The sequence below is a fragment of the Rhodoferax ferrireducens genome (assembly GCF_003347515.1).
Taxonomy (GTDB): Bacteria; Pseudomonadota; Gammaproteobacteria; order Burkholderiales; family Burkholderiaceae_C; genus Rhodoferax.
Genome location: NZ_QEII01000312.1, coordinates 90747 through 117338, shown reverse-complemented (window position 1 = coordinate 117338; position 26592 = coordinate 90747). Strand labels below are relative to the sequence as shown.

Sequence of the window (26592 nt, the reverse complement as noted above, 5' to 3'; positions counted from 1 at the left end):
AGCTGTTCTGGGCTCTAGCCCCCGTCGCTAGTGCGCAAGCAGCTATAAAAACAGTAGTGAAAAAAAGGCGGAGGGGGAATTTGGCGGAAGTCATCGCAATGTGGGAGTGGGGCTGCTGAGCAAAGTTCCTCGGTCGAGGGGCGTGCTGTCAGTTCTCATCCGGCAAGAGGGAGGCCTGGGCAAACACGGCGGGCAGTTTTTTGGGCGACTTGATGCGCAGCTGCTTGTTCACGTTCTCGCGTCCGAACACCACCTCGATGTCGGCCACGGACACGCCAAACTGCGGCGCCAGAAAGCGCAGCATGTGGTCGGTCGCCTTGCCGGCCACTGGTGCGGCGGTTACGCTGACCTTGAGTTGCGTGCCCTTGGGCTTGCCAATCGCGTCCTTGGCGGCGCTGGGCTTGCCCAGGATGTTGACCACCAGCACGTCGCCCTCCCAGACAAAGAAGGCGTCGCCGGTGGCGTTTCTGACCTGGCCGCGGCTCATGGCGCAAAACCCAGCACCACGCGGCGGGTGCTGGCGGATTTCTTTTCGATCTTGGTGACGACGACCGGGCCGATCTCTGCGGTGTTGGCCACATGCGTGCCGCCGCAAGGCTGGAAGTCGATCATCACTTCCGTGCCAATCCGAATCGTGCGAATCTGGCCGCTGCCGCGCGGCGGTTGTACCGACATGCTTTTCACCAGCGCCGGGTTTGCGTCCAGTTCCTGGTCGGAAATCGCGCCGACCGAGATGGGATGGGCCGCGGCCACGAGCCGGGCCAGGCCAGCGTTGAGCAACTCCTTGTCCAGCGCATCGGTCATGTTGAAGTCAAGGCGCGCATAGTCGGGTGTGATCGAGCAGCCGTTCACCAGCTGCGGCACCAGGTGGCACAACAGATGCGTGGCGGTGTGAAAACGCATCAGGCGATGCCGGCGGGCCCAGTCGATGCGGGCCGTCACGGTGTCGCCTACCGCCAGCCTGATAGCGTCTGTTTGCTCTTTATTTAGTAGCTGGTTGAGCAATTCCGACGGGGGCAAGTGGGCTATTTCATCATTGGATTGGCCATCTTCGGTCTTGCCCTTGCGGGTGTCCACGATTGCAATCTCGCCGCCGTCGGCCAGCACCAGCACGCCCGCGTCACCGGCCTGGCCGCCGCCCAGCGGATAAAACACGGTGCGGTCCAGCACAATGCCCTGCGGCGTGATAGCGGTGATCGTGGCGGAGCACTCAAGCAGATAAGCGTCGGCGCGAAAGATGTCTTGTGTCATGCCGCCCATTTTCGCCCCTGCGCGGTAGGGTCCAGTACTTTGAGGATTTTGACCACCTTGCCCAACATGAAGCTGTCTGCTGGAATTATGAGAGGGCAAGGAGGGTAAAGATGAGTCAGAGCTGTGAGCTGGCCGATTTGTGGCGGCAGGTTGCTCAGTTGGTTTTCGGATAGGTCAAGCATCTTGAGCGTCGTGAGTTCAACGATCTGCGGCGGCAAGCGTGTCAAACCAAGTCCCTTCAAGTCGAGATATGCACTCTGCGGGACACGATAGGTTTCGATTCTCTCCAATGCCGTGTCATACGCCTGTTGTTGCTCTGGGGTCATGGTGGAGTCTGACGTGGGCATGTTTTTATATTGGGGGGAGAGTTGGTGCAGCGAAGTAATTCACTGTAAATGAAGGCTGGATGACGTCGCTCAAAGTGTGGCCGCGTCGGCCTCAGCCTCCGGCCACAGTCGCGGAAATAGAAAGCGCAAGGCATGCTGAGGTAGCCCAAACCGAACCTTGCCCTGCGGCGAATCGGACTTGAGCAAGCCGCGCTTGACCAGCGCCCCCAAGGCGTCGGTGGCACCGCGGTCGCTCACGCCCAGCATGGATTTGAAATCGCCCCGGGCCATGTCCTCGCCGCTGAGAAAAAGGTAATGCAGCCCACGCAGCGACTCCTGACGCACACCCTGCTTAACCACCGTGGCCTCAAATACGAGGCAGGCCTCAATGCGCGCCTTCATGGTCTCAAAGTCCAGCATGCCCGACATGAACGTGACCTGATCCAGGCAGATGTCCAGCACATAGTCGATCCAGGCAATGAGCGCCTGTTCGCTCAAATTGCCTCGCCCATCCAGATCGCCCCGGCGCAGGCTATCGGCATCGGCCAACAGCGCGTAGTAGCGCTCCGTGCTTCGCGCGAATCCGCGCAGCGGCGACCATAGCCCGCCGGTGTAGCCCAGGGCGCTGAGCAGCGTGTGGGTATGCAGGCGCATGACCCGCCCGTTGCCGTCAATGAAGGGGTGAATCCAGCCCATGCGCTGGTGCGCTGCGGCCATGGCCACCAGCGCCGCCTCGCCGCGTCGCACATTGCCATAGAAGCTGGCCCAGCGCGCCAGGAATTGGGGCACGCTGGCACAGGCTGGCGCCACGTGCTGACCCACCTTGACCTCCCGTGTGCGCAACTGACCCGGCGCGATGGGTTCGTTTTCTGACGTGAGCAAGTCTGCCGGGGGCAAGCGGCCAAACAGTTCCTGGTGCATGTCCTGCACGGCCTCAACGGTGTACAGGGCGCGCGCGCCGTCGGGTCCGCTGTAGCGCTGCTCCAGCGCTTGCTCGGCTTCGATATGTGCCACGGCCAATCGCTGTTTGGCGGCCAGCATGGCGTCTTTGGAGAAGTCTTGCCGTAAGGCCTGGTCGATTTCATGCGGCCGGGTGTGCTGGCCTTCAATGCGGTTGGTGTAATACGAGTTCATGCTGCGCAGCAGGCTGCGCAGTTCAGGCGGCACGCGGGTGCCTGCCAATGTCGTGGCGAATCTTGAAAGGTCATGTGCCTTGGCTAACAGCGGCTCGATGCGCGCATCGGAGGGCATCAGGGGCTCAAACTGGTGGGCGTGCGTGTACATGCAAGTATTTTGCCAACATTTTTACGCTTGTAAATAGTTGATTTGATTATTGTTTTGTCGAATTTTGCCAACTTGTTTGCCAACTTGTTAGGTGTTTATCTTGCCTGAATGTTGATAATGCCGGCATGGCTTCCCTTCAAGTTCTCAACTCCCCCTCGATCCTCCTGGCCACGCTCAACGCCAAATACATCCACGCCTCCCTGGGTCTGCGCTACCTGCTGGCGAATATGGGCGACTTGAAGCCGCAAACCGCCTTGCGCGAGTTCACGATTGCGCGCAAGGCGCAGGACGTGGTGGACGAGTTGCTGCTGACGCTGGGCGAGCCGGCACCCGGCGCGGTGCAAATCATCGGCTTCGGCGTGTACATCTGGAACGTCACGCAGACCTGCGAGGTGCTGCGTTTGCTGAAAACCCAACGACCCGGAATCAAAGTCGTGCTGGGCGGCCCCGAAGTCAGTCATGAGGTGGACGAGCAAGACATCGTGCGATTGGCCGACCACGTCATCACCGGCTGGGGCGATGTGAGTTTTCCCAAACTGTGTCGCGCCTTGCTGCACGGGCCGCAGCCGCTGATGAAAGTCATCGCCGGTGAGCAGCCGCCTCTTAGCGAGATTGCGCTACCCTACGCCGAATACACCGATGCCGATCTGGCGCACCGCCTGCTCTATGTCGAGGCCTCGCGCGGCTGCCCGTTCAAGTGTGAGTTTTGCCTGAGTTCGCTGGACAAAACCGCCTGGGCGTTTGAGCTGGACGCCTTCCTCGCCGAGATGCAGGGCCTGTACCAGCGCGGCGCGCGCAACTTCAAGTTCGTGGACCGCACCTTCAATTTGAAGATCGACGCCTCGGTGCGCATCCTGCAGTTTTTCCTGGACCGGCTGCCAGCGCCAGACAGTGCCGAACCTGCTGGCGACCTGTTCGTGCATTTTGAAGTCATCCCCGATCAGTTGCCCGACCGCCTCAAACACATGATTGCGCAGTTCCCCCCGGGCGTGCTGCAGTTTGAGGTCGGCATCCAGAGCTTCAATGTCGAGGTGCAGCAGCGCATCTCGCGCAAACAGGACAACGAGCGGACCGTGGCCAACTTGCGCTGGCTTGTTCAAGAGTCGAACGCCCACTTGCACACCGACCTCATTTTTGGCCTGCCTGGCGAAACGCTGGAAAGCTTTGCCGCTGGCTTCGACCGCCTGCACGCCTTGCAGCCGCACGAAATCCAGCTCGGCATTTTGAAGCGTTTGCGCGGCACGCCAATTGCGCGCCATACGGTCGCATACGGCATGGTGTACGACCCCGCGCCGCCCTATACCGTGCGGCAGACCGGCGTGGTGGACGCGGCGACGATGCAGCGTTTTACCCGCTTCTCGCGCTATTGGGACATGGTGGCCAACTCGGGTCGCTTTACGCACACCCTGCTGCTGCTGCTGCTGGGCACACATCGCCGCACAGAGACGGGCGCTCAAGCCGGTCTCGCCGCTGCCAGCGGACTGGCAATGTCGCCGTTTTATGCCTTTCTCGGTTTTGCCGACGGGTTGTGGCAAAGCACTGGCAAAACCAGCGGCCTGTCGCCCGAGGCGCTGGTGGATGCGCTGTTTGACTACCTGTGCGTTGGTTGTGGCTTGCCTGCCGCGACCGTTCAAGCGACCCTGCTGGCCGACTACATCGCCAGCGGCGCCCGAGCCAGTCCGCACGCCCTCAAAGGCCTGTTGCCCAGACAGGCGGCGCCGCAAAGCCATGTTGCCAAGACCCTGGCGCAGCGCCAGGAACGCCACCTTGCGGTGCGACAAACGGTGGATTGAAACGATTTCCTATACTTGCCGCCTTGTTCAAACCGTACTAGTGCGCCTGTCGTGCCAGCCTGCGGCCAACCCTCCTATTAGAAAAGTCAGCCATGTCCAACATCCCCGCCTGCCCACAATGCACTCTCGAAAACACCTATCTGGACGGCGACAACTACGTTTGCCCCGACTGCGCGCATGAGTGGCCGGCGCAAGCGGTCGCTGAAGACAGCGAGGAGGGCGATGGCGTCATCAAGGATTCCAACGGCAACCCGCTGGCCGATGGCGATGCGGTCATCCTGATCAAGGACTTGAAAGTCAAGGGCTCATCCACCGTGTTGAAAAAAGGCACCAAGGTCAAGAGCATTCGTCTGGTTGATGGCGACCATGAGGTCGATTGCAAGATGGACGCGGGCAGCTTCATGCTGAAAGCCTGCTTTTTGAAGAAGGCATAGGGGCAAAGAAGACAGCGGACCCGATAACCCGCTACAAAATCGTCTGATGCATCTGGGGCATTGGCGATGACGGGCCATTGAGGGCGAAGCAGGCGGGCTGCTGGATGAAATCATGGGAGAGCAAATGAGCAGGAATAATGTCGCAGCCAATGCGGCGGTCGAAGCAGCCTTCGCCGAAGTGGTGAAGCTGATCCATGTGTCACGCCAGCGAGCGATGTCGGCCGTGAACACGGAACTGATCGACCTTTACTGGCGCGTCGGTGAATACCTTCACTACAAAATCGAGGCCGACGGTTGAGCCAAGGGAACGGTCGTGCAACTGGCCGGCTACATTGCGCAGCGCGAACCAGGCTTGCGCGGCTTCTCGCCGCAAAACCTCTGGCGCATGCGCCAGTTTTTCGAGGCCTACCGGGGCGAAGCAAAACTCTCACCGCTGTTGAGAGTTTTGCTTCGCCCCATCTTCACATCCTCAGCCGCTCGAAACGAAGCGAAGAACGCGAGTTCTACCTGCGGATGGCGACGCAAAATTGCTGGTCGGTGCGGGAGGTTGCACGACAAATTGACAGCGCCCTGTTTGAGCGAACCGTGCTCAACCCGCCAAAACTCTCAACAGCGTTGAGAGAATTGCATCCGCAAGCCGATGACTTTTTCAAGGATACCTACCTGCTTGAATTCCTGGGCCTTCCCGCTGACCACTCCGAACTGGACCTGCACCGCTCGCTACTGCAAAACCTGGGGCGGTTTCTGACCGAGTTGGGACGAGACTTTTGCTACATCGGCACGGAATACCCGGTGCAGGTCGGCGGTCAGGACTTCGCGCTTGATTTGCTCTTCTTCCATCGTGGCCTGAATTGTCTGGTGGCCATTGAGTTGAAAGTCACCGCCTTTGCGCCCGAGCATCTCGGCAAGCTCAATTTCTACCTCGAAGCCCTGGACCGCGACCACCGCAAGCCCCATGAAAACCCGGCCATCGGCGTGCTGCTGTGCGCGTCCAAAGACAGCGAAGTGGTCGAATACGCGCTCAGCCGTTCGCTGTCCCCCGCGCTGGTCGCCGAGTACCAGACTCAGTTACCAGATAAAAAGCTGCTGGCCGCCAAACTGCACGAGTTTTATGCGCTGAACGTGTCGGCTCCAGATGAAAATATGGATACTTAGCCTCGCGATGACAAACACATGACCACCAAATCCAGATTCTGGGCCGATCTCTCCACGCAGGACTTCGCCCACCTGATTGAAAGCGGCGAGGCGGCACAGACCATCGCCGTCTTGCCCGTCGCCGCCACCGAGCAGCATGGCCCGCATTTGCCGCTGAACGTGGACACGGTACTGGTCGATGGCGTGGTGGCGGCGGCGCTGCCGCATCTGGCGCCGGACTTGAAAGTGCTGGTGCTGCCCACGCAAGCCGTCGGCCTGAGTCCAGAGCATGCGCGTTTTCCCGGCACGCTCACGCTCAAGGCCGAGACGATTTTGCGGCTGTGGACCGACATCGGCGAATCGGTGGCGGCGGCAGGCATCAAGAAGTTGCTGCTCTTCAATTCGCACGGCGGTCAGGTCAGCGTGATGGACATCGTGGCGCGTGACCTGCGGGCGCGCCTGGGCATGCTGGTGTACAGCGTCAGCTGGTTCAACCTGCCGCTGCTGGACGCGCAGGGCAATGATGTGAATGCCTTGTTCAGCGCCGAGGAACATCGCTTTGGCATTCATGCCGGCGATATCGAAACCTCGATGATGCTGGCGCTGGACCCGGCGCATGTGGACATGGCGCAGGCCCAAGACTTCGCCTCCAGCTCACAGGAGCGCGCGCAAAAATTTGGCATTCTGGGCAATGGCAAAAGCGCCAAGCTCGGCTGGCAAATGCAGGACTACAACCCGGCCGGTGCGGTCGGCAACGCGGCTGCCGCCACGGCGGATAAAGGTCGCGTGCTGGTGGCTGCGGCCGGCCTTGCCCTGGCGCAACTGCTGACGGAGATGGACCAGTTGCCGCCGGACACGCTGGTGGCGTGGCCGGGTTTCCCCACCTGACGGGTCTGGCATACCGAGCCGATCGCCGGCCGCCGGTCGTCCTGTTTCGCGCAGGCCTGTCCGTTCAGGGCGCCGGGAACGGCAGCAGATGCCGGGTCTCTTCCACGTCCAGCGGTTCGATTGACGCCATCTGCTGGTCCAGTACGGCCAGGGTGGCTTCCGACGCATCACTGCCTTTTTCCAGACGTTCGAGGATGCGTTCGCGCAATTGCGCCAGCGAGGCCTGCGGTGCCAGGATGAAAAATTCCACGCCGACCTCAGCCGCCAGCGCCTGGAAGGCCGCCCGTTCCTCATGCCTCAGAAACGCCGCATCAACGATGGTGGACCAGCCGGCCGTTAGCTGTTGCCGGGCCAGTTCCAGCAAGTGGTGGTAAGTGCGTTGGTTGGCATCCGGCTGGTAAATGCCGCCGCCCACCGCTGAGTCGCTGCGGCCCTGCGGCGCCAACCCGAACAGGCGTTTGCGCTCCACATCCGAGCGCAGGCGCAGCGTCGTGGCGCTAGGATCGTCCAGCACCAGCCGGGTGGAGGCCCTGGTCTTGCCGCAGCCGGACAGGCCGTGGGTAATGATCAGGCGGGGCCGGGGGGGCGAGACGATGCCCTCGGTCAGGGCCAGATAGCCTTGTGCCTCGCGCTGCTCGTCCTGCGCCTGACTGGCCCGGATCGCTGCCACCTTGGCCCGCACCACAGCGCGATAGGCGGCGTAAAAACGCAGCAGCGGCACGGCTTCAAAGTCGCCGCCATCGCTTAGCCATTGGTTGAGGAACCAGCCCGCCAGTCCGGGCTGGTGGTGATCCAGCAGGTCCACGTAGGTGAAGGCAATTTCGCTGGCGACGTCGATCCAGCGGAAGGCCTCGTTGAACTCAATGCAATCGAATAGCGTCACGCGCCCGTCGATCAGGGCGAGGTTGCCCAGGTGCAAATCGCCGTGGCATTCGCGCACTCGTCCCGCCACCTTGCGCGCCACGAACAGCGGTTGCAGGCGCTGAAACTCAGTGCGAGTCCAGATCGACAGAGCGTCGAGCTGGCTCTGCCAGGGCGGCCCCGGCAGCAGGGCGCGCAGGTCTTCAAAGTTGTCCAGCGCGGGTGTCAGGATCTCGGCGGGCGCGCCATAGTTCGATTCGGCCGGCGCAAGCGCTGCGTCGCGGTGAAAGGTCACGATGGTTTGAGCCAACTGGCCTAGGTGTTCCGGCGTCAGCGCGCCGCGAGCGCAGATCCGGTCCAGCCGGGCCGACTCGTCAAAGCGGCGCATCTTCACCGCGAACTCGATGGCTGCGCCAGCACCTCCGAGTTGGGGATTCTCGGGCGTACCGCTGATCGCCACAACATCCAGATAAAGCGCCGGGGCAAAGCGGCGGTTGAGCCGCAACTCGGTTTCGCAATAGGTCCGGCGCAGCGTCAGTGTAGAGAAGTCAAGAAAAGGTAGCGTGACCGGTTTCTTGATTTTGTAGGCAAACGCGCCGGCCAGCAGCACCCACGAGATATGGGTTTCGACCAGGTCGACGCGTGACGCCGGATCGGGATAGCGTTGGGGCTCCAGCAGGGCCTGGATCAGCGCGGGCAGAGGTGGATGCATGACCGGAATTGCCAGGCAAGCCTCATCTGAAAAACGCCGTCTTTAAAAACGTGACGTTGTGACTGGTGCCGAACTTGAGCACGTTGACAATGGCGTGTTGAACCTTGTCATGTTGGCGTTCAAACGATGCAAGCATGTCATGGTTGTCGGCGAGCAGGGTTCGCTCCACGTCGCCAAGCGTTTCCCGACTCACGAAGAATCGATGCGCTGTGCCGCGGATATCGACTGTGAAGCTAATTCCGTCGCCAATTTCCGGGTCAATCCGGATGTTTTCTAGGGCAAGGTCGTTCATTGTGGATACCTCCGGGCGCGACTGTAAGTCAATTGTGGACCTGCCGTCGATGCCGATGTTGATCCGGGTCAATCAGATGTGCGTCCATTTATTTGCGTTAGGATGAAACGGAATTGCAGCTTGCGGCTGCAACCCCTTATCAAGCGAATCAATGCCGATGAATGAAACTATCCAACCCCAACCCCCGATAACCCATGGATCGTGGTGGCGCGCCGCCACGATTGTGTGCCTGCTGCTGATGGCCATCGCCACCGCCACGGGCGTGAGCATGTATGAGCAGTTCAAGGCCCAGATCAATCATCTGCAGACCAAGCTGCAAGACACTGCGCAGATCAAGTACATCGCCGTGCTGCTGGACGACAACCACGCCCCGGCCATGCTGGTCACGCTCGACCCGCAAGATGCAGCCTTGCAGATCCAGCGCCTGAACAGCGTGGCGGAGGGACGTGAGGACAGCATGCAGCTGTGGGCCCTGCCCGCGAACGGCAAGCCCCGTTCCCTGGGTGTTTTGGGAAGCGCGGGCAAAACCTTGCGCCTGGCCGCCAACATCAACATCTTGGATGACGTGCCCCAGCTGGCCATCAGTGTCGAAAGCAAAGGCGGCGCAGCGGAAAGCAGTGGCCCCCGATTGCCCTACCTGTTCAAAGGCGCGGTCGTGCAAAAAGCGCTGTAAACAGGGCTCACGATAAGATACTAACCCTACACAAGCAGGATTTCGTGCTGCTTTCCTATCCATGCCCGGTCGTAATACCCGGGTAGACAGCGCGAACCCCGTTATCCATCAGATGTCGAAAAGGATCAAATCCATGTCACTTTCCAGCGCAACACTGTCAGCTATTCAACATGCTGGCGCAGCGGTATTCGCGGCCGATACCGAACTTAAAAACGCAGTCAAGGAATATGCCGAGCGTATCAACGCCGCCATGGTTTCCAATCCCTATGGCTTGGGCAATGACGCTATTTTTGAGAATTGGAAGGTGGTCGCGCGCCTCTCGCAAACCGTTGCCGGGATCGAGGAAGAGCTCAAAAAGGTTTTTAGCGTTGCCGCGGATTTGACCGCCGATGACCGCCTCACCGTGACGGATATGCCGACCCTTGCCGCGCCGATACACGCCGTCGAATCGGGTAGGAACGGTCAGGACGAGACGATGCCTACCGACGTGGTGGTCAAGACAAAGAAGGCAAAGAAGAAAACAGCGTCCTCCAAAAAACGCGCGCCTAAAGCCCGGGCCGCAGCCAAAGTGAGCCAGGTCAAGCCCGCCATGGCTTCGGGAAGTCAACCGGCGCCGAGTGGCAACCCCGCCAAACTGTTGCAGCATCTGGAGCGCATCCTGAACCCGGATGAATTCACCGTGATCCATCAGTCGGCGATCAGTCTTGAGATAGGAATTCCACTGGGCTCCATGACTGCGGCGACCAAGAAACTGATTGAGAGTGGCCGAATCATTGCGGGACCATCCGGTAGCTTCAAGCTGGCAAGCAACGCCCCGGCGCAGGCATGAGGTTTTTTATCAGGGCATTCTTCAAAGCCTTACGCTTTGTCCTGGGCCCCGTGATGCTGCTGTGGGAATTTGTGACCCGACCGAGGGGCCTGGTGCGTCAGCCGGCCGTGCAGGGGACTCTGGATCAGCAGTGCCAGAGTATCGTTTTGTACCAGTACCGGACTTGTCCCTTCTGCATCAAGGTGCGCCAGGAAATGCGCCGCTTGTCATTGAAGATTGAGCGCCTGAACGTGCAAAAGATGGGCAAGAACCGCGAGGATCTCATGCTTGGCGGCGGCCAGGTCAAGCTGCCCTGCCTGAAGATTACCGATCAGGCGGGGAACAGCCAGTGGCTGTACGACTCCGGTGAAATCGTCGCCTATCTGCGTGGGCGTTTTGTTACAACGTGATCGTTGTCGGCCCTGGCGGCGCTGATCACTACAGCGCCTTCAACCCGTCTTGAGTGTCGTTTCCATGACGCTGCGTGTGACCAGGGGCGGCGATTCACCAATGTGAAAAGCCAGCTTGCGATCACGCAAAGCCACATCGCCGGCGGTCACCCGGTCAAAGCGACGCAAGTGGTCGGTCCAGGAGGCGTCCTCGATCATCTCGACGAAGCGGCCGCGGTCGCTGATGTCCTGCAGCAGCTCCCACGACAAGGCGCCATGGCGCAGGCGACTGCGGCGGCTTTCCTGCATCAAGGCGCGAAACTCTTCCGCGCGCGCCGGGTCGACTTTGTACTCGATCATCACCATCACATGCCCGTGGGCAGGCGGCGCATCGGCCTGCGGCGCCTTGAAAACGGTAGAGGGCGTCAGGTCTTCGACCATGCCATGTCCCGGCATGACGCGATTGACCACGGCCATGGCCAATACGCCGGCCAACGCCGCCAGCGCAACGCTGAGGTGCACGTTGCCGAGTGTTGCAACCTGGCCCCAGACGGCAGCACCTGCAGCACTGGAGCCCATGATGGACATCTGGTACATGGACATGCCACGCGCCCTGACCCAGTCGGGCAAGCCCATTTGGGCTGAGACGCTCAGTGTGTTGGCGGTGGTGATCCAGGCTGCGCCAGCAAACAGCATGGCGGGCACCGCCACCCAGGTGTAGGGCGTGAACGCAATCACCAGCATCGCCACAGACTGCAAGGCGGCACCACTCAACACCAGCGCATCGCGCGAGAGCTGTCGGCGCAGTTGCGGCAGGAAGGCGGTCGCCACAATCGCCCCCGCGCCCATGGCTGCCAGCAGCAAGGTGAAGGTGCCGGCGCCGCCCCCGTGCAGGCCGCGCGCCACCAGGGGCAGCAGTGCCACCAGCGCGGTCGAGGTGAAGAAAAAGATCGAGATGCGCACCAGCACACCCTTGAGGTGGTAAGACTGCGATACATACTGCAGCCCAATGCGCATGGCGCTGCCCAGGCGCTCGCGACCCAGCGGGTGCGGCTTGTGCTGGCGCCGCCAACGCGTGATGACGACGGCTGCGGCCAGTGACAGTACGGCATTCAGCAGGAACACCCAGACGCTGCCAACGCTGGCGATCAGGGCGCCCGCCACCAGTGGGCCAACAATGCGCGAGATGTTCATGGACACCCCGTTGAGCGCCAGGGCCGCGGGCAACTGGGAACGCGGCACGAGTTCGGGCACGATGGCGGAGAACACCGGCCAGCGCATGGCCAGGCCAATGCCATTGGCAAATATCAGCACCAGCAGAAGCAGGGGCGAGAGAACGTCCAGAAAGATGGTGAAGCTCAGCAAACTCGCCACCACGGCGACCCAGATTTGTGTCACCAGGAAATAGCGTTTGCGGTCCAGAATGTCGGCCAGGGCGCCGCTGGGCAGCCCGAGCAGGAACACCGGCAAACTGGCGGCGGTCTGCACCAATGCCACCCAGAGCGGGGTGGCGGTGAGGGAGGTCATCATCCACGCGGCCGCCACATCGCTCATCCACATGCAGATGTTGGCCATGAGCCAGGTGGTCCACAGCATGCGGAACACCGGCCTGCGAAACGGTGCCAGTGGCGAGAGATCGTCGTCTGGAATGCTGCGGGTTCGCGCGGTGTCGGGATGGGATTCGGGCATGAGACCGGATGATAGAGGGATATCGCCAGATGGGTGGCAGGGCGCGTTGACAACCTCCCGACGCTACGGGGTTTTCATGACAAGGTGTGCCCTTGTGCGCTAGCTGCAGCTTGAAGCTTGCGTCGAAGGTTCTTCGGGATTTTTGATTGTTCACTTCTGTCGCCATCCAGGTTTGAAAAAACCTATCGGTGTGTCTTTTTAAATTAGACCACCACAACCTGCCAAAAATTGCCCACAGATTCCCCGGACGAACCAAACATGTAAATGGCTGCGTGTGGAATTCGTGACGAGTTGGACGACCGCGCAGATTTGATTGTCTGACAGCGCAGTTTGCCGCTCGGCAATGCGGCATATCCGCATCATCACGTCCCATAAGCCAGCCCGTATCGAGGCCAGCTCTGAACGGAGACAATCAAGTGACACAACAGACATGCGACTTCATCGTCGTGGGCGGCGGCTCTGCGGGCTGCGTTATTACCCACCGACTAATCAAGGCCGGGCATTCGGTTCTCATGCTGGAAGCAGGTCCTGACGACAATTCAAAATTCGTCAAAATTCCAGCGACGTTTGTACGGGTCATCGGAACCGAACGCTCATGGGTCTATGAAACCGAGCCACAGCCGCATGCCAATGGTCGAAAAATGTACGTGCCGCAGGGGCGGACCAATGGTGGCGGCAGCTCCATCAATGCGATGCTGTATATCCGCGGCACTGCGGAGGACTACAACGAGTGGGAAAAAGCCGGATGTGTCGGCTGGGGGTGGCAGGATGTGTTGCCGGTCTTCAAGCGTTCCGAGCGCAACATGCGATTTTCGGGCGAGCACCATGGCACAGAAGGCCCACTGCGTGTCAGCGACACCAAGTATCGCCATCCCTTGAGCCTGGCCTTTCTGAAGTCGGCCCAGGAGATTGGCCTGAAGTACAACGATGACTTCAATGGCGCCACGCAAGAAGGCATTGGCTTCTACCAAACGACCACGATCGACGGCAGCCGTGGCAGCACAGCCGCCACGTACCTCGCCGAGGTGAAGGCGAGCCCCAAGCTCACGCTGGTGAATGGTGCGCATGTGCTTCGCATCATCACTGTCGATGGTGCCGCCACCGGTGTCGAGTACCGACGCGACAATGGACAGACCGTCACGGCCACAGCCCGTCGCGAAGTGATCCTGACCGCCGGCACCTTGTCCACACCCAAGCTCCTGCAGGTCTCAGGCATTGGCCCCGCAGCACTGTTGAAACAGATCGGTGTGCCGGTGGTGAAGGACTTGCCCGGGGTGGGTGAAAACTTTCATGACCACCTGGAAGTCATTGCGCACGGCAAGTGCCGCGAACCCATCAGCTTGCTTGGACAGGACAAGGGACTCACCGCGCTGAAACACGGCGTGCAGTGGGAGTTGTTCAAGACCGGCCTGCTGACATCCAACGTGGTTGAGTCGGGTGGCTTCGTCGACACACTGGGCACCGGCCGGCCGGATATCCAGTTTCATGTATTGCCGGTACTTGTCGGTGATGTGGATCGTCCCATGCCCGAGATTCATGGCATCTCCATTGACCCCTGCTTTCTGCGTCCGAAATCCCGTGGAAAAGTCCAGGCACGTAGCGCCAACGCCATGGACCCTGCGCGCTTTGATGGTGGATTTTTGGCGGAGCAGGAAGACGTTGACACCCTGGTACGCGGCCTGAAACTTGCCCGGCGCATTCTGCGCGCGCCCTCCATGAACAAGATTATTTCCGAAGAACTCTATCCAAGCCCGAAGGCCGACTTGAGCGACCAGGAACTCATCGCCTTCGTACGCCAGTACGCCAAGACGGTCTACCACCCGGTGGGCACTTGCAAGATGGGCATGGACCCCATGGCCGTCGTTGACTCGCAGCTTCGCGTGCACGGTGTGCGCAATCTGCGGGTGTGCGATGCGTCGGTGATGCCCACCCTCATCAGTGGCAATACCAACGCGCCCACCATCATGATCGCCGAGCGCTGCGCGGACTTCATCCTCGCCTGATCCCGGCCTGCATCCCCCCCTTCCGCTGCGGCGGAATTTACCCAGAACCAACAGGAGACAGAAATGAATCTCAAGGACGTATCGACTGCGCAACTTGCACGCATTGGCTTCATGGCCAAACGAAGCCGTGGCAACTTTATTGACGGGCGCGAGGTGCCGGCACTGAGCGGCAAGACGCTGCCGGTGATAGATCCCGCGGTCGAGATGCAAATTGCCGACGCGCCGGACAGCGATGCGCGTGACGTGGCACAAGCCGTGGCCAGCGCGCGGCGCGCCTTTGAGGACTCGGACTGGACGCGCATGCGCCCGGCTGACCGCGAACGCGCCCTGTATCGGCTGTCCGTTTTGATCGAAGAACACGGCGATGAACTCAGCGCGATGGAGACGCTGCAAAGCGGCAAGCTGCAAGGTGTGGCGCGAATGATTGACGTCGGCTTCAGCGCCGAGTTCGTGCGCTACATGGCGGGTTGGGCCACCAAGATTGAAGGCCAAACGCTGGACAGCTCGATCCCCTTTCCACCGGGCTCCAAGTACTTCACTTACACCAAGCGCGAGCCGGTCGGCGTGGTGGGTGCGATTGTTCCGTGGAACTTCCCCTTGGCGATTGCGCTATGGAAAGTGGCGCCAGCACTTGCCGTCGGCTGCACCGTGGTACTCAAACCCTCGCCCGAAACACCACTGACGGCGCTGCGTCTGGCCGAACTGGCACTGCAAGCCGGGATTCCCGCTGGCGTGCTCAATGTGGTGTGCGGCGGTGCGGAAGCCGGCGCGGCGCTGTCCCGGCACCCCGGCGTCGACAAGCTCAGCTTCACCGGCTCCACCGCGACCGGCAAGGCGATCGGCTGCGCCGCCGTGGACAACATGACCCGCTTCACGCTGGAGCTGGGTGGCAAGAACCCGATGATCGTGCTGGACGATGCCGACCCCGAAACAGCGGCCATGGGCGCCGCGATGGGCATCTTCTTCAACCAGGGCCAGGTCTGCGCTGCAAGTTCGCGACTCTATGTGCAGCGCAAGATTTATGACAAGGTGCTGCAACGTCTGGCTCAGCTTGCCGAGGGCATGAAGATTGGCTCGGGCTTTGACGCCGCGAGCCAGCTCGGACCGCTCGTGTCCAAACGCCAGTTCGACCGGGTGATGGGTTTTGTGGATGGCGCCAAGGCCGAAGGAGCCACCGTGTTGACCGGCGGATCGCGCGCCCTGGATGCCGGCTACTTTGTGCAACCCACGGTGTTTGTCGATGTCAATCCGGGCATGCGTATCGTGCGTGAAGAGGTCTTTGGTCCGGTCCTGGTGGCCATGCCTTTTGATGACGTGGAAGACGCCATTCGCCAAGCCAATGACTCGCCCATGGGCCTCACCGCCAGTGTGTGGTCGCAGAACCTCTCGGCCGTGCACCGCATCGTGCCGCGTCTGAAGGCCGGCACGGTGTGGGTCAACACCCACAACCTGCTCGATGCCAACCTGCCATTTGGTGGATTCAAGCAGTCCGGCATGGGGCGGGACCTGGGGCGCACGGCGGTGGACAGCTACACCGAACTCAAGAGCGTCTGCATGTCCATTTAGAACCCGAATTTTGCAATTTCCCCGTTAGACAAACCGTACATCCCACTAATACAAGGAGACATTCATGTACAAAAAAATCCAGCTTTCATTCATTGCCCTGGCAACCGGTGCCATTTGCGCAGTCACGCAACCGGCACTGGCCGGCGAAGGCGGCGGCTCAAGCTACAACGGCGGCGTCGAGAATTTTATGGCTGGCGCAGCGCCGCCTCCCGGCTTCTATGTTCTCGAGTATGGAAATGTCTATTCCGCTGACACGCTTAAGGACGGCAGCGGTAACACCATCCCAGTGCCCGGGTTCAAGGTGAGTGCCGTGGCAGCCGCAACCCGTTTCGTCTGGTCCACCAATGAGAAGATGCTGGGCGGCAACCTGGTCTGGCATGCCATTGTTCCGCTGGTGGACCTTAGCGTCAGCGCCGCCGGTGCCAGCCAGCACAAGACCGGCATAGGCGACATCACCTTCGGGCCAGCGATTGCCTTCCACCACTCCCCAGCGTTGCACAGTGTGCTGGCCCTCGATTTCGTCGCCCCGGCAGGCGAATATGGCAAGAGCAATCTCGCCAATATCGGGCGCAACTATTGGTCTTTGCAGCCCCTGTTTACCATGAGCCAGATTGATCCCAATGGCTTCAACTGGGACTTCAAGGCCACATTGAATCTTGCAGGAACCAACAACGCCACGAACTATCGCAGCGGCAATGAACTGTATGTTGACTATTCGGCCGGTGTCGGGCTGGGCAATGGCTGGACGGTTGGTGTGGGTGGCTACTGGATGCAGCAACTCAACGCCGACACCAGCAACGGTGTAGAGGTTCCCAACAGCCTGACAAAAGCCTTCGCCATCGGCCCATCGGTGAAATACGACAACGGCAAGGGCTGGTTCATCACGGCAAAACTACAGCAAGAGATGGCTGTAGCGGGCCGTACACAAGGCACTGCACTGTGGATCAAGTCCACGATTCCATTTTAATTTTTTCCCCTTTACCCAGTAACAGGAGACACAGCCATGACAGTTAACTTGAAGAGCACATTGCCGAGCGCTATTGTGTTGATGACCCTATTCGCAACCGGTTCCGCGTTTGCCCAAGGCAAGCCCAATTGTGGACTGAATAGTGGCAAGAAGGCGACCGGCGAGCCGATTCAAATCGGTGCCGTGGTTGGCAAGACAGGCCCCGATGACTTCAGCGCTTCCGCTCTGGGTTCTGCAGCTTATTTCAAATGTGTGAATGACAACGGGGGCATCAACGGCCGTCCGCTCGAATACACCATGCTCGATGACCAGTGGAATCCGGAAGTCGCCACGCAGGTGGCCACCAAATTGGTGAAGGACCGCAAGGTCGTTGCCATGGTGGGTAGTTCCAGCTTTGTCGAGTGCGGTGCGAACGCAAAAATGTACGCTCAGGAAGACGTCATGGTCATCGCTGGCGTTGGCGTGCCTCGCGAGTGCTTCTTCGCCAAGAACTATGTGCCCGTCAACGCTGGCCCGCGAAACTCCGGCACGCTGGTGGCCATGTATGCGGCACAAAAATACAAGGCCAAGAAGATGCTTTGCATCATCCCCAACATTCCAAGCCTTGGCAACTGGGCTTGTGAAGGGGCCAAGGAATGGGGTAAATCCAATGGCGTTGAGGTGGAAACACTCACGGTTGACCCAGGTTCTCCCGATGCAACGTCCACCATGTTGCAAGCCGCATCCAAGAAGCCAGACACGATTTTGCTGAATCTACCCAAGGGCATCATGGTCCCCATGTTGGCCGCCGCTGAACAGCAGGGACTGGCGAAGAAGGTTCGCTTCCTGTCCACAACACCGGCCTACAACGCCGATGTGCCCAAGACGATTGGTGGCGCCTGGAATGAGAACTTCGACATCCATCTGGAACTGATGCCCGTGGAATCGGCCGGCGCGGACAACAAGAACTGGAAGGCGACCATGGACGCGTATGGCGGCAAGGCTGATCCTCGGGATTCATTTTCCCAGGCCGGCTACCTCGCAGCGCGCATCGCAACCGAGGCCTTGCTGAAGATGGACCCCAAGAAGATCGACCGTGCCAGCGTCAGCGCAGAGCTGCGCAAGGTGGTCGGCTTCAAGAGTGACATTCTCTGCAAGCCTTTCTATGTCGGAAACGGCGGGCGTCACAACGCCAATAGCAGCGGTCCTATCGCGCAGATCAGTGGCAATGGCTTCAAGCTGGTCAGCACCGGCTGCCTCAGCGCCGGGGACCCTGAACTCTTTGACGTTCGGGCTCAAGAGAAAACACTCGGACTGTAAGACAAGCTATGTCTGACTTAACCCCATTCCTGATCTCAGGGCTTGGCATGGGCGCTGTCTATGCGCTGTCCGGTGTTGGATTGGTGGTGTTGTATCGGTCTTCCGGCGTACTGAACTTCGCGTTCGGCGCGCTGGGGGCGATCGCCGCCTACGTCGCATGGTCGGCGCTTGATCGAGACTGGCCTCCTGTCTTGGCTTGGCTGCTTGCCATCAGCACAGCCATGGCATTGTCGTTAGCCTATGGGCGCCTGTTGGCACCCAAGCTATCTGATCGTGAGCCCACCATTCGCAGCATCGGCACCCTGGGCCTGGCACTGGTGGTGCTGGGATTCACCGAGTGGTACTGGGGCGAGCAACCACGGCGTTTGATACTCCCTACCGATAGCTTCTCCATTGACTTGGCAGACGTTCGCATGAGCTACACGCGCATTCTGGGTCTGTTGCTGGCGCTCTTGATGATGAGCGGCGTGGGTCTTCTTTTGTCCAAGACCCGTATCGGCTTGCAAATGCGAGCGCTTGCAGATGATCGGCAGTTGAGTGCGATCCTGGGCGTGCGCGTGTTGCATGTAGACACGGTAGCCTGGGTTCTTTCAGGTGCATTTGCCGGCGTGTGCGGCTTGCTGTTGGGTAATATCGTTCGATTGCAAGCCACCTTGCTGACCTTCCTGGTCATCCCGGCCTTTGCCGCAGCCATCATTGGTCGGCTTGGCTCTTTGCCGATGACCGTTGCCGGCGGTATTTTCATCGGCGTGGTGGAAGCCTTGGCCATCCTGGTGCCGGGTCTTTCATCCTACCGAACCGCCATGCCATTCCTCATTGCGCTCCTGGCCATCGTCCTGTTTCGCAACGACACACGAAAAGCCTGATCGGCATCAGAACAAACACCTCGTCATGTCAAAAAATTTGTCTCATGAACCTGTGGTCGTGTCCGCAGAACTGCACCGCGCGTTACTGGCGGATAGGCGGGCCGGTCAAATGGCCTTTGTCCGAATGGTCGCGGTGGTTTTGCTGATGGGCACGTTGATGCCCTGGCTATGCAATGCCTACTGGATAAAAACTCTGACCTCCGCCCTGGCTCTTGCCATCGCGGCCAGTGGCGTGGCGGTGCTGTATGGCCAGTTGGGCCTGGTCAGCCTGTGCCAGTATGCGCTGCTGGGGGTCGGCGGCTGGATCGCGCTGCGTCTCAGCCATGGCCTTCATCTGCCGTTTGAAGTGTGCGTGCTGGCCGCAGGCATGTTGTCATGTGCGGTCGGCATGCTTGCCGGTCTGCCCGCCTTGCGCATGAAGGGGCTGTATCTGGCCCTGGTCACCCTGATGATGGCCGGTGGCTTTCAGGTCTTGGTAAGCGCCACCGGCTTTCCGGACGGCGGTGACGGCCTGCTGGGGCGTGTGTCGGGTAGCGAACGCCTGCTCATGGCGCGCCCCGCGCTGGCGCAGTCGGACAGCGCCTACTTTGCCTATGTATGTGCGTGGCTTGCACTGATGCTGGCGCTGATCCAACTGCATCGCCGGACCAAGGCCGGACGTTCGTGGGCGCTGATCCGGCGCGGTGAGGCGGTGGCCCTGGGCGCCGGCGTCAACATTCTGCTGTACCAGACCTGGGCTTTTGGTCTTGCCGGTATGTGCGCGGGTGTGGCGGGTGCCCTGTTGGCGGGCAGCGTGGGACAGCTCGACGGTCGCGCCTTTGTGGGCAGCGAGTCAGTCATGCTTTTCGCACTCTCCGTTGTCGGTGGCGTCTACCATTGGACGGGTGCCTTGATTGCGGGCCTGTTGCTGCGAGCCCTGCCCTCGCTCCTGGTGGACTTCAACGTCAATGGCTATCTGTCCATGATCTTCTTCGGCATGGCACTGCTGCATGCCCTGATCACGGCGCAGACCGGCGTTGCGGGCCAGATCCAGGGCGCCTGGAAGGCAGCCTTCACACGCACCAAAAACGGAGGCCGGCGTGATTGAAATACACGATCTGTGTGTGGAGTTTGGTGCCGTCAAGGCCATTGACCATTTGCAAGCAACGCTGCACGCGCCGGTGTGCGGCTTGATCGGCCCCAACGGAGCGGGCAAGACCACCTTGGTGAACGCGCTCAGTGGCTTTGCCAGGATTGCCAAAGGAACGATTCGGGTGAACGGCACGGACCTGTCACCCCTCTCGACCGCGCAGCGCGTGCGTTTGGGCTTGCGGCGGTCCTTTCAAACCGAACAGGTGGTGGAGGATCTGACGGTCTGGGCCAATGTGCTGGCCATTCTGGATCACGTGCCGCACAAAAGAAGCGACGTGCTGGCCATGGTAAGCGCGGCCCTGGCGCATGTAGGACTCACGGAGCTTGCTGCCGCCCCCGGGCGTGAACTCAATTTGTTTCAACGGCGCATGGTAGAGATTGCCAAATCGCTGGTTGGCAAGCCGCAGCTCATCTTGTTTGATGAACCGGGTGCGGGGCTCAATGAACACGAGTCCGGCATTCTGCGCGAAACCATTGTTGCCATTCCCAAGCGCTTTGGCGCCCAGGTCTTGCTAATCGACCATGACGTGGACCTGATCGCCGCAACCTGCACGCAAACCTTGGTCATGGATTTTGGACGCCGCATCGCACTGGGTGCAACGCGAGAGGTGCTTGAGGACCCCGTGGTTCGTCGTGCCTATCTGGGTACTTGAAAGTGAAGTTTTCTATATGTTGAAAGTTCGAAATCTGCAGGTCTTTCGCGGCGGAAAAGCGGTCTTGCATGGCATTGATGTAGACGTTCCCGCCGGTGAGATTACCGCCATGGTCGGCCCCAACGGCGCGGGGAAGTCCAGCACCGTTCTGGCCATGGGCGGCGTCATCCCCGCCGCTGGCGGCAGCATGGAGCTGGACGGAAAAAACATTTTGGGATACCGCGCCGAAGCGGTGCGCGCTGCCGGGCTGGCAATTGTCCCGGAAGGGCACCGCGTGCTCGGCGGCCTAACCGTGCGGGACAACCTGCTGGTTGCCGCTTCTCAGTTCCCCCCCGCGCGTATCGCTGGCGAGATTGAGCGCATGCTGAGCATATTCCCGGAGCTGGAGCCCAAGCTGGATGTGCTGGGCCGCGCTTTGTCAGGTGGTCAAAAGCAAATGGTGTGTATCGCCCAAGCGCTCATGAGCGACCCCAAGGTGCTCGTGATTGACGAGTTGTCCCTCGGACTCGCACCCCTGATTGTCAAGCGCCTGGCCGATGTTCTAAAGGACATCGCAAAGCAAGGCATGGGGGTGTTGCTGATCGAGCAATTTACCACCCTGGCGTTGAGTATTTCCAGCGGCGCTCTCGTTCTGGAGCGCGGGCGCGTGGCCTATGCAGGCAGCGCCACCGATCTTCGCGATAGACCCGACATCCTGCATGGCAGCTATCTGGCCACGCGCGCCGACGCCTGAGTTCGCCATTCTCAACGTAGACCAAACGCAACAAGGTAGGCACGCATGACGCACAAATCCACCCGCACTCCGCACCCCGATACCCATCGCCGCATCGCTGGCGGCGAACTCATCGGCTCACGCGAAGCCGACGGCACGCACGCCTGGCGCGGCATCCGTTACGCGCGGCCGCCCGTCGACGCTCTTCGCTGGCGCGCACCGCAGCCGGTGTCGGCGTGGGACGGCGTGTTTCACGCGCTGGAACATGGGCCGATGGCGCCACAGTACGCCGGCTTGCTGGCGCCGGTGCCGGCCAAGCTATACGGCCGCATCGTGGGCGACGAGGACTGCCTGTCTCTGAACGTTTTTGCACCCTCCTGGCCGCCCGCAGCCGTGCCCGCCAGCGGCCAGCGCCGTCCGGTGATGGTGTGGATCCACGGTGGCGGCAATGCGGTGGGCACCTCGGCAAGCTACGACGCCGCACGCAACTACGCTTCGCACGACGGCATGCTTGTCGTCACGGTCAACTACCGGCTCGGCGTACTGGGCTGGTTCTGCCACCCCGCATTACACGAGGCAGACGCGGCCACGCCTGAAGAGCGCTCGGGTAATTTCGGCACGCTGGACCTGATCGCCTCGTTGTGCTGGGTGCGCGACAACATCGCGGCTTTCGGCGGCGACCCGGGCTGTGTGACGATCTTCGGCGAGTCCGCGGGCGGCCAGAACGTGCTGACGCTGCTGGCCAGCCCGCTGGCCGCAGGGCTCTTCCATCGCGCTATCGCGCAGTCGCCGGTGGCCGAGACCTTCAGCGTCCACGAGGCCACCGAGCGCAATGACTCGCCGCTGGAGAGCCAGCGTACCAGCTCGCACGAGGTGGCCGCGCGGCTGTGGGCGGCGGCCGGCCGCGCGCTGGATGTGGATGCTGCCGATCAAGCGCTGCGCGCCGTGCCCGCGACCGAGCTGGCGACGTGGCTGCGCTCACTCGCGCCCGAGGAATTGCTGCGCGTGTTCAAACCGGGGAGCGTCGGCATTTGCCTGAGCCCACGTCCCGTGCGCGACGGCGTGGTGCTGCCGCGCGATCCGCTGCCCGAGGTCTTTCGCCGTGGCGCATGGAACCGCGTGCCCGTGATCCTGGGCAGCAACCGCGACGAGTACCGCACTTTCCTGGCCGACAAGCCAGAGCATGTGCGGCTGCTGTTCGGCAAGCTGCCCTTGCTTCGGGATCGCGCCGAGTACATCACCGAATCGGACTTCCACTCGCAGGCCTGGCGCGCGTTGCATGTCGAAGAACCTGCTGATGCGATGCTTGCCGGTGGGCACGGTGACGTCTGGACCTACCGCTTCGACTGGGACGAAGCACCCGCCGTTCCTCTCATACGCCCCGACATCCTGCTCGGTGCGGCGCACGGCATGGAGATGGCGTTCGCCTTCCGCGACACGGCGGGCGAGTTGGACATCTTCGGTGTCAACACGCCATTCAACCGCGCTGGCAGGCGCGCCGTGGCACAGGCCATGGGCGACGCGTGGACGAGCTTTGCGCGCACGGGGGTGCCAGGCTTGTCCGGCGGCGCGCAATGGCAACGGCGCACACAAGGCGCAGCCGCTGAAACGCTGTTGATCGATACCCCGGCTGGGGGAGGGCTGCGCATGGCGGCCGTGCGCCAGGACATTGCGTCGCTCAAGGAGTTGCTGCGGCTATCGCCACACGTCAGATCGGGCGATTCACGTTGCCGTATCTATGCGCGCGTGTTCTTGTGGGCACCGCCGTTCGCGGGCCACGGCAGCGAAGAGGAATACGCCAAGTGGGGCCGTGCGTTCCGCTGCTCACACCCCGCATCGGCATTCCGGCCGGTCACGGAGGTCTGAAAAAGATAGGACGCTGTGCTACTGCGTCACTGTGCCGCTTGGAGTCTCGACAGCCGATCGGTTTGCAATACGGAGGAACCCAATCATGAACAAGCACCGCCAGCTGCTGCTGGCTTACCCGGCGCGCAAGAAGACGCATTGGCGTCGCGCTATGGCGTGTGCCCTGACGGCGCTGACGGCCACCATGTCTTGCATGGCGGCCAGCGTGGTTGAGCGCAACGGTCCGATTCGCGTCGGAGCGGTCAGCAGCCTCAGCGGCCCGGCGCAATTCCCGGAATCGAGCGCTTCGGTGCGCGCCCTGTTCGACGTCGTGAACGCGAATGGCGGAGTCCGAGGGCGCCGCCTCGAACTGATTGTCGAGGACGATCGCGGCGATCCTGCCCAAGCGATACGCGCAGCGCGGCGGCTGGTCGATGAACAGCACGTCGTCGCGCTGGTCGGCAGTGCAAGCATTGTCGATTGCGCAAGCAACGCGGCGTTTTACCAGCAAGCCGACGTGGTGTCGCTGCAGGGCACCGGCATTGAACCCGCTTGCTTCACCTCCAGCCACGTGGTGCCAGTCAATACCGGCCCCTACCTCGCAACGCGCAATGCGCTGCAGTTCACGCGAACGCTCGGGTCCACACGCCCTTGTGCCTTCATCCTGGACCTGCCCGGCACGCGAAGCTCCTACCAGTCGGTACTGGCGGCTTGGAGTGCCCAGTCCGGCGTAGCCATCGCGCACACTGTGCACTTCAACCCGAGTGACGACGCGGTGGCGCTGGTGCGGCAGGCCGTGGACAAGCGATGCGATTCGGTGGTGCACACCGGCGTCGAGCCGATGGTGCTGCAATGGGTGCACGCCGCGCAGCAAATGAGCGTGCTGGCCGGCGTGCCCACGATCTTCCTGACGCCGGCCTACACCGAGCGCGTGGCCACCGAGCTGCGCGGGTCCGCGCTGCCGATTTACTGCATGGCCGAGTTCGAGCCCTGGTCGAGCCGCTCGATGTCGCTGACCGATTGGCGAGCGGTGATGCGGCGCGGCAAGGTGCCGATGTCGTCGTTCTCGCAGGGCGGCTATATTGCTGCGCAGGTCTTTTTGCGGCTGCTGCGCGACATGGAAGGCGAGATTACCCGTGAGCGCGTCGCCAATGCACTGCGTGCCGTGTCCGGCATGGAGCTGTCAATGATCGGCACGCCCTTCAGCGTTGGAAGCGGCGGCGCTCACAACCCGAATCGTGCCGCGTTGCCGATGAGGCTCGAGCAGGGTGCCTGGCGTATAGCCAGCCCGTTCTGGGTGGTTGCGCCATGAGACATTCGGTTTCAAGCCCTTCCTCTCGAGACGCCGCGCCGGGCCGCCGGTTGATTGACACATTTCCTGGACGGAAAGATCGCCAATGAAAAATATCAAAATTTCGACGAGTCTCTATGCAGGCTTTATTGCGTTGATTCTGACGGTGCTTTTCGTGTCACTGTTTGGCTTGTACCAAGTCCGGACGGCCAACCAAGCCTTGAAGGCGATGTATGACGGACGCGTTGTTGCTTTGAAACAGCTCAAGGGCGCCTCCGACATGTTGACAGGAAAGGTGCTCGATACGATGGTCAAGTCCGCCACGGGCCTCAGCGCTCCTCAGAGCTCTCTCAAAGTCCTTGACGACGCCATCGCAACCTTCAAGAAGCAGTGGGCGGCTTACAGCGCCACGCATTTGATCGGAGAGGAAGGGCAGCGCGTTGCGACAGTCAATGGACTCTTGCGCGCCTTTGATCCAGTCATTGCCCAGTTGCACGAGGCTCTGGAGTCCGGGGACCTGTCGTCCATAGCGGCGTTGATCCGGCCCGTCTACGCTGCAACGGAGCCGGTTGGTTTGGAGTTGGATCAATTGACCGACATTCAGCTCAGGGAGTCCGAGATTCTCTACAAGACGGAGAATGCACAATACCGTGTGACAACCTCCATGTTTGTCGCAGTCATGCTGCTGTCATTGTTTGGCGGATTGGGGATTGCCTGGAAGCTGACTCGCTCGGTTACGGTGCCGTTGAAGCAGGCGTTGGAGCTGACCCGCACGGTCGCCTCCGGGGATCTGACTTTGCATATCGACTATTCCGGCACCAATGAAATGGCACAACTCTTGACGGCTTTGCATGACATGCAGACCAGTCTTGCGCAAGTCGTTTCCAGCGTAAGACAAGGTTCCGATGTTGTTTTAGCGGCGAGCTCCGAGATAGCCCACGGCAACCATGATTTGTCGGCACGCACGGAAAGTCAAGCCAGTGCACTGGAGGAAACCGCAGCCAGCATGGAAGAACTCAACGCAACGGTCAAACACAATGCGGAGTCGGCCCGACTGGCCAATCAGCTTGCACTCAACGCTTCTTCGGTGGCTGTGCAAGGTGGACAGGATGTAGCACAGGTGGTTGAGACCATGAAGGGGATTCATGAATCGTCCCGCAAGATTGCAGACATTATCAGCGTGATTGACGGCATTGCGTTCCAGACCAATATTCTTGCGCTCAATGCGGCGGTTGAGGCCGCACGTGCAGGTGAGCAGGGACGTGGCTTTGCAGTGGTCGCGAGTGAAGTGCGCAGCCTGGCGGGCCGCTCCGCAGAAGCTGCCAAGGAAATCAAGAGCCTCATCAGCGCAAGTGTCGGGCGTGTTGAGCATGGCGCGAGCCTGGTTGACAAGGCGGGCAGCACCATGACCGAAGTGGTAAGCAGCATCCGACGCGTGACGGATATCATGGGAGAAATCACTACGGCCAGCCATCAGCAAGCTGTGGGTGTCGCACAGGTGGACGAGACAATCAACCAGATAGATGGGGCCACCCAACAGAATGCCGCCTTGGTAGAAGAAATGGCGGCAGCGGCCAGCAGCCTGAAGGCGCAGGCCTATGATCTTGTGAAAGTGGTTGCGTCATTCAAGTTAGATGCCGGGGCGCCTGATGGCGATGGGGACGGGACGGCTTCTGACATGCTTGCACTACGATTGCTATAGCAGCGCCCCGGCAGCCACCGGCG

The 26592-nt window shown here is 60.9% G+C and carries 26 protein-coding genes; 19 read left to right on the top strand and 7 right to left on the bottom strand.

Going from position 1 to position 26592, the window contains the following annotated elements:
* Nucleotides 1–148: 148 nt before the first annotated feature.
* From C5P05_RS25460 to C5P05_RS25445, 4 genes are all read right to left on the bottom strand, one after another.
* Nucleotides 149–487 carry a DUF167 domain-containing protein gene (locus tag C5P05_RS25460; protein WP_114972657.1) on the bottom strand — a complete coding sequence of 113 codons (339 nt, stop codon included), beginning with the start codon at nucleotides 485–487 and terminating at the stop codon, nucleotides 149–151.
* Entirely contained in the window at nucleotides 484–1251 is a 768-nt protein-coding gene (locus C5P05_RS25455; protein ID WP_114972706.1) for an alanyl-tRNA editing protein, read from the bottom strand. The genes C5P05_RS25460 and C5P05_RS25455 overlap by 4 nt, the downstream gene beginning before the upstream one ends.
* Nucleotides 1248–1577, bottom strand: a complete 330-nt coding sequence (locus tag C5P05_RS25450) for a leucine-rich repeat domain-containing protein (protein ID WP_114972656.1) — start codon at nucleotides 1575–1577, stop codon at nucleotides 1248–1250. The genes C5P05_RS25455 and C5P05_RS25450 overlap by 4 nt, the downstream gene beginning before the upstream one ends.
* 90 nt (nucleotides 1578–1667) lie before the next feature.
* Entirely contained in the window at nucleotides 1668–2861 is a 1194-nt protein-coding gene (locus tag C5P05_RS25445) for a Fic family protein (RefSeq protein ID WP_114972655.1), read from the bottom strand.
* A gap of 125 nt (nucleotides 2862–2986) precedes the next feature.
* Between C5P05_RS25445 and C5P05_RS25440 the strand changes: the two genes are divergently transcribed.
* The 5 genes from C5P05_RS25440 (at nucleotide 2987) to C5P05_RS25425 (ending at nucleotide 7110) form a co-directional block, all read left to right on the top strand.
* Complete coding sequence (locus C5P05_RS25440) at nucleotides 2987–4654, top strand: B12-binding domain-containing radical SAM protein (protein WP_114972654.1); 1668 nt, start codon at nucleotides 2987–2989, stop codon at nucleotides 4652–4654.
* 92 nt (nucleotides 4655–4746) lie between these two features.
* Nucleotides 4747–5088, top strand: coding sequence for a zinc ribbon domain-containing protein YjdM (locus C5P05_RS25435; protein ID WP_114972653.1), 342 nt, complete (start codon nucleotides 4747–4749; stop codon nucleotides 5086–5088).
* 124 nt (nucleotides 5089–5212) lie between these two features.
* Nucleotides 5213–5386, top strand: coding sequence for a hypothetical protein (locus tag C5P05_RS34080; RefSeq protein ID WP_198674860.1), 174 nt, complete (start codon nucleotides 5213–5215; stop codon nucleotides 5384–5386).
* Nucleotides 5383–6243 (top strand): PDDEXK nuclease domain-containing protein, encoded by an 861-nt coding sequence (locus tag C5P05_RS25430; protein WP_198674859.1) that lies wholly within the window; start codon nucleotides 5383–5385, stop codon nucleotides 6241–6243. Before C5P05_RS34080 ends, C5P05_RS25430 begins: the two co-directional genes overlap by 4 nt.
* An 18-nt stretch (nucleotides 6244–6261) precedes the next feature.
* A complete protein-coding gene (locus C5P05_RS25425) occupies nucleotides 6262–7110 on the top strand; it encodes a creatininase family protein (protein ID WP_114972652.1) in 849 nt (282 codons plus the stop codon).
* A gap of 64 nt (nucleotides 7111–7174) precedes the next feature.
* Here the strand turns inward: C5P05_RS25425 and C5P05_RS25420 are convergent, their stop codons facing one another.
* Both C5P05_RS25420 and C5P05_RS25415 read right to left on the bottom strand, forming a co-directional pair.
* Nucleotides 7175–8683: a bifunctional aminoglycoside phosphotransferase/ATP-binding protein gene (locus C5P05_RS25420; RefSeq protein WP_114972651.1), complete on the bottom strand. Its 1509-nt coding sequence runs from the start codon at nucleotides 8681–8683 to the stop codon at nucleotides 7175–7177.
* A 22-nt stretch (nucleotides 8684–8705) separates the two neighbouring features.
* A complete protein-coding gene (locus C5P05_RS25415; protein WP_157979456.1) occupies nucleotides 8706–8975 on the bottom strand; it encodes a hypothetical protein in 270 nt (89 codons plus the stop codon).
* Nucleotides 8976–9132: 157 nt separating this feature from the next.
* On the opposite strand from C5P05_RS25415, the gene C5P05_RS25410 reads away from it, so the two are divergent.
* From C5P05_RS25410 to C5P05_RS25400, 3 genes are all read left to right on the top strand, one after another.
* The gene (locus C5P05_RS25410; RefSeq protein WP_157979455.1) at nucleotides 9133–9648 is read left to right on the top strand and encodes an anti-sigma factor domain-containing protein; all 516 of its coding nucleotides are present in this window, start codon (nucleotides 9133–9135) and stop codon (nucleotides 9646–9648) included.
* Between the two features lie 61 nt (nucleotides 9649–9709).
* Nucleotides 9710–10477 (top strand): hypothetical protein, encoded by a 768-nt coding sequence (locus C5P05_RS25405; RefSeq protein ID WP_232834661.1) that lies wholly within the window; start codon nucleotides 9710–9712, stop codon nucleotides 10475–10477.
* Complete coding sequence (locus C5P05_RS25400) at nucleotides 10474–10866, top strand: glutaredoxin family protein (RefSeq protein WP_114972647.1); 393 nt, start codon at nucleotides 10474–10476, stop codon at nucleotides 10864–10866. Before C5P05_RS25405 ends, C5P05_RS25400 begins: the two co-directional genes overlap by 4 nt.
* Nucleotides 10867–10905: 39 nt before the next feature.
* Here C5P05_RS25400 and C5P05_RS25395 read toward each other — a convergent pair whose 3' ends face one another.
* A complete protein-coding gene (locus tag C5P05_RS25395) occupies nucleotides 10906–12534 on the bottom strand; it encodes an MFS transporter (RefSeq protein ID WP_114972646.1) in 1629 nt (542 codons plus the stop codon).
* Between the two features lie 398 nt (nucleotides 12535–12932).
* Here C5P05_RS25395 and C5P05_RS25390 point away from each other — a divergent pair, with 398 nt between their 5' ends.
* From C5P05_RS25390 to C5P05_RS35050, 11 genes are all read left to right on the top strand, one after another.
* Complete coding sequence (locus C5P05_RS25390) at nucleotides 12933–14537, top strand: GMC family oxidoreductase (RefSeq protein ID WP_420130776.1); 1605 nt, start codon at nucleotides 12933–12935, stop codon at nucleotides 14535–14537.
* Between the two features lie 63 nt (nucleotides 14538–14600).
* Nucleotides 14601–16103 (top strand): aldehyde dehydrogenase family protein, encoded by a 1503-nt coding sequence (locus C5P05_RS25385; RefSeq protein WP_114972645.1) that lies wholly within the window; start codon nucleotides 14601–14603, stop codon nucleotides 16101–16103.
* 64 nt (nucleotides 16104–16167) lie between these two features.
* Entirely contained in the window at nucleotides 16168–17070 is a 903-nt protein-coding gene (locus C5P05_RS25380) for a SphA family protein (protein ID WP_114972644.1), read from the top strand.
* Between the two features lie 36 nt (nucleotides 17071–17106).
* Nucleotides 17107–18369, top strand: a complete 1263-nt coding sequence (locus tag C5P05_RS25375) for an ABC transporter substrate-binding protein (protein WP_114972643.1) — start codon at nucleotides 17107–17109, stop codon at nucleotides 18367–18369.
* A gap of 8 nt (nucleotides 18370–18377) precedes the next feature.
* Nucleotides 18378–19235, top strand: a complete 858-nt coding sequence (locus C5P05_RS25370; RefSeq protein WP_114972642.1) for a branched-chain amino acid ABC transporter permease — start codon at nucleotides 18378–18380, stop codon at nucleotides 19233–19235.
* 109 nt (nucleotides 19236–19344) lie between these two features.
* Entirely contained in the window at nucleotides 19345–20322 is a 978-nt protein-coding gene (locus C5P05_RS25365; RefSeq protein ID WP_114972705.1) for a branched-chain amino acid ABC transporter permease, read from the top strand.
* Nucleotides 20315–21019: an ABC transporter ATP-binding protein gene (locus tag C5P05_RS25360; protein ID WP_114972641.1), complete on the top strand. Its 705-nt coding sequence runs from the start codon at nucleotides 20315–20317 to the stop codon at nucleotides 21017–21019. The genes C5P05_RS25365 and C5P05_RS25360 overlap by 8 nt, the downstream gene beginning before the upstream one ends.
* Before the next feature lie 16 nt (nucleotides 21020–21035).
* Nucleotides 21036–21752 carry an ABC transporter ATP-binding protein gene (locus tag C5P05_RS25355; protein WP_114972640.1) on the top strand — a complete coding sequence of 239 codons (717 nt, stop codon included), beginning with the start codon at nucleotides 21036–21038 and terminating at the stop codon, nucleotides 21750–21752.
* Nucleotides 21753–21797: 45 nt separating this feature from the next.
* Nucleotides 21798–23597, top strand: a complete 1800-nt coding sequence (locus C5P05_RS25350) for a carboxylesterase/lipase family protein (RefSeq protein ID WP_114972639.1) — start codon at nucleotides 21798–21800, stop codon at nucleotides 23595–23597.
* 85 nt (nucleotides 23598–23682) lie between these two features.
* Complete coding sequence (locus C5P05_RS25345) at nucleotides 23683–24888, top strand: ABC transporter substrate-binding protein (RefSeq protein WP_114972638.1); 1206 nt, start codon at nucleotides 23683–23685, stop codon at nucleotides 24886–24888.
* A gap of 85 nt (nucleotides 24889–24973) precedes the next feature.
* Complete coding sequence (locus tag C5P05_RS35050; protein ID WP_114972637.1) at nucleotides 24974–26569, top strand: methyl-accepting chemotaxis protein; 1596 nt, start codon at nucleotides 24974–24976, stop codon at nucleotides 26567–26569.
* The last annotated feature ends 23 nt before the right edge of the window (nucleotides 26570–26592 follow it).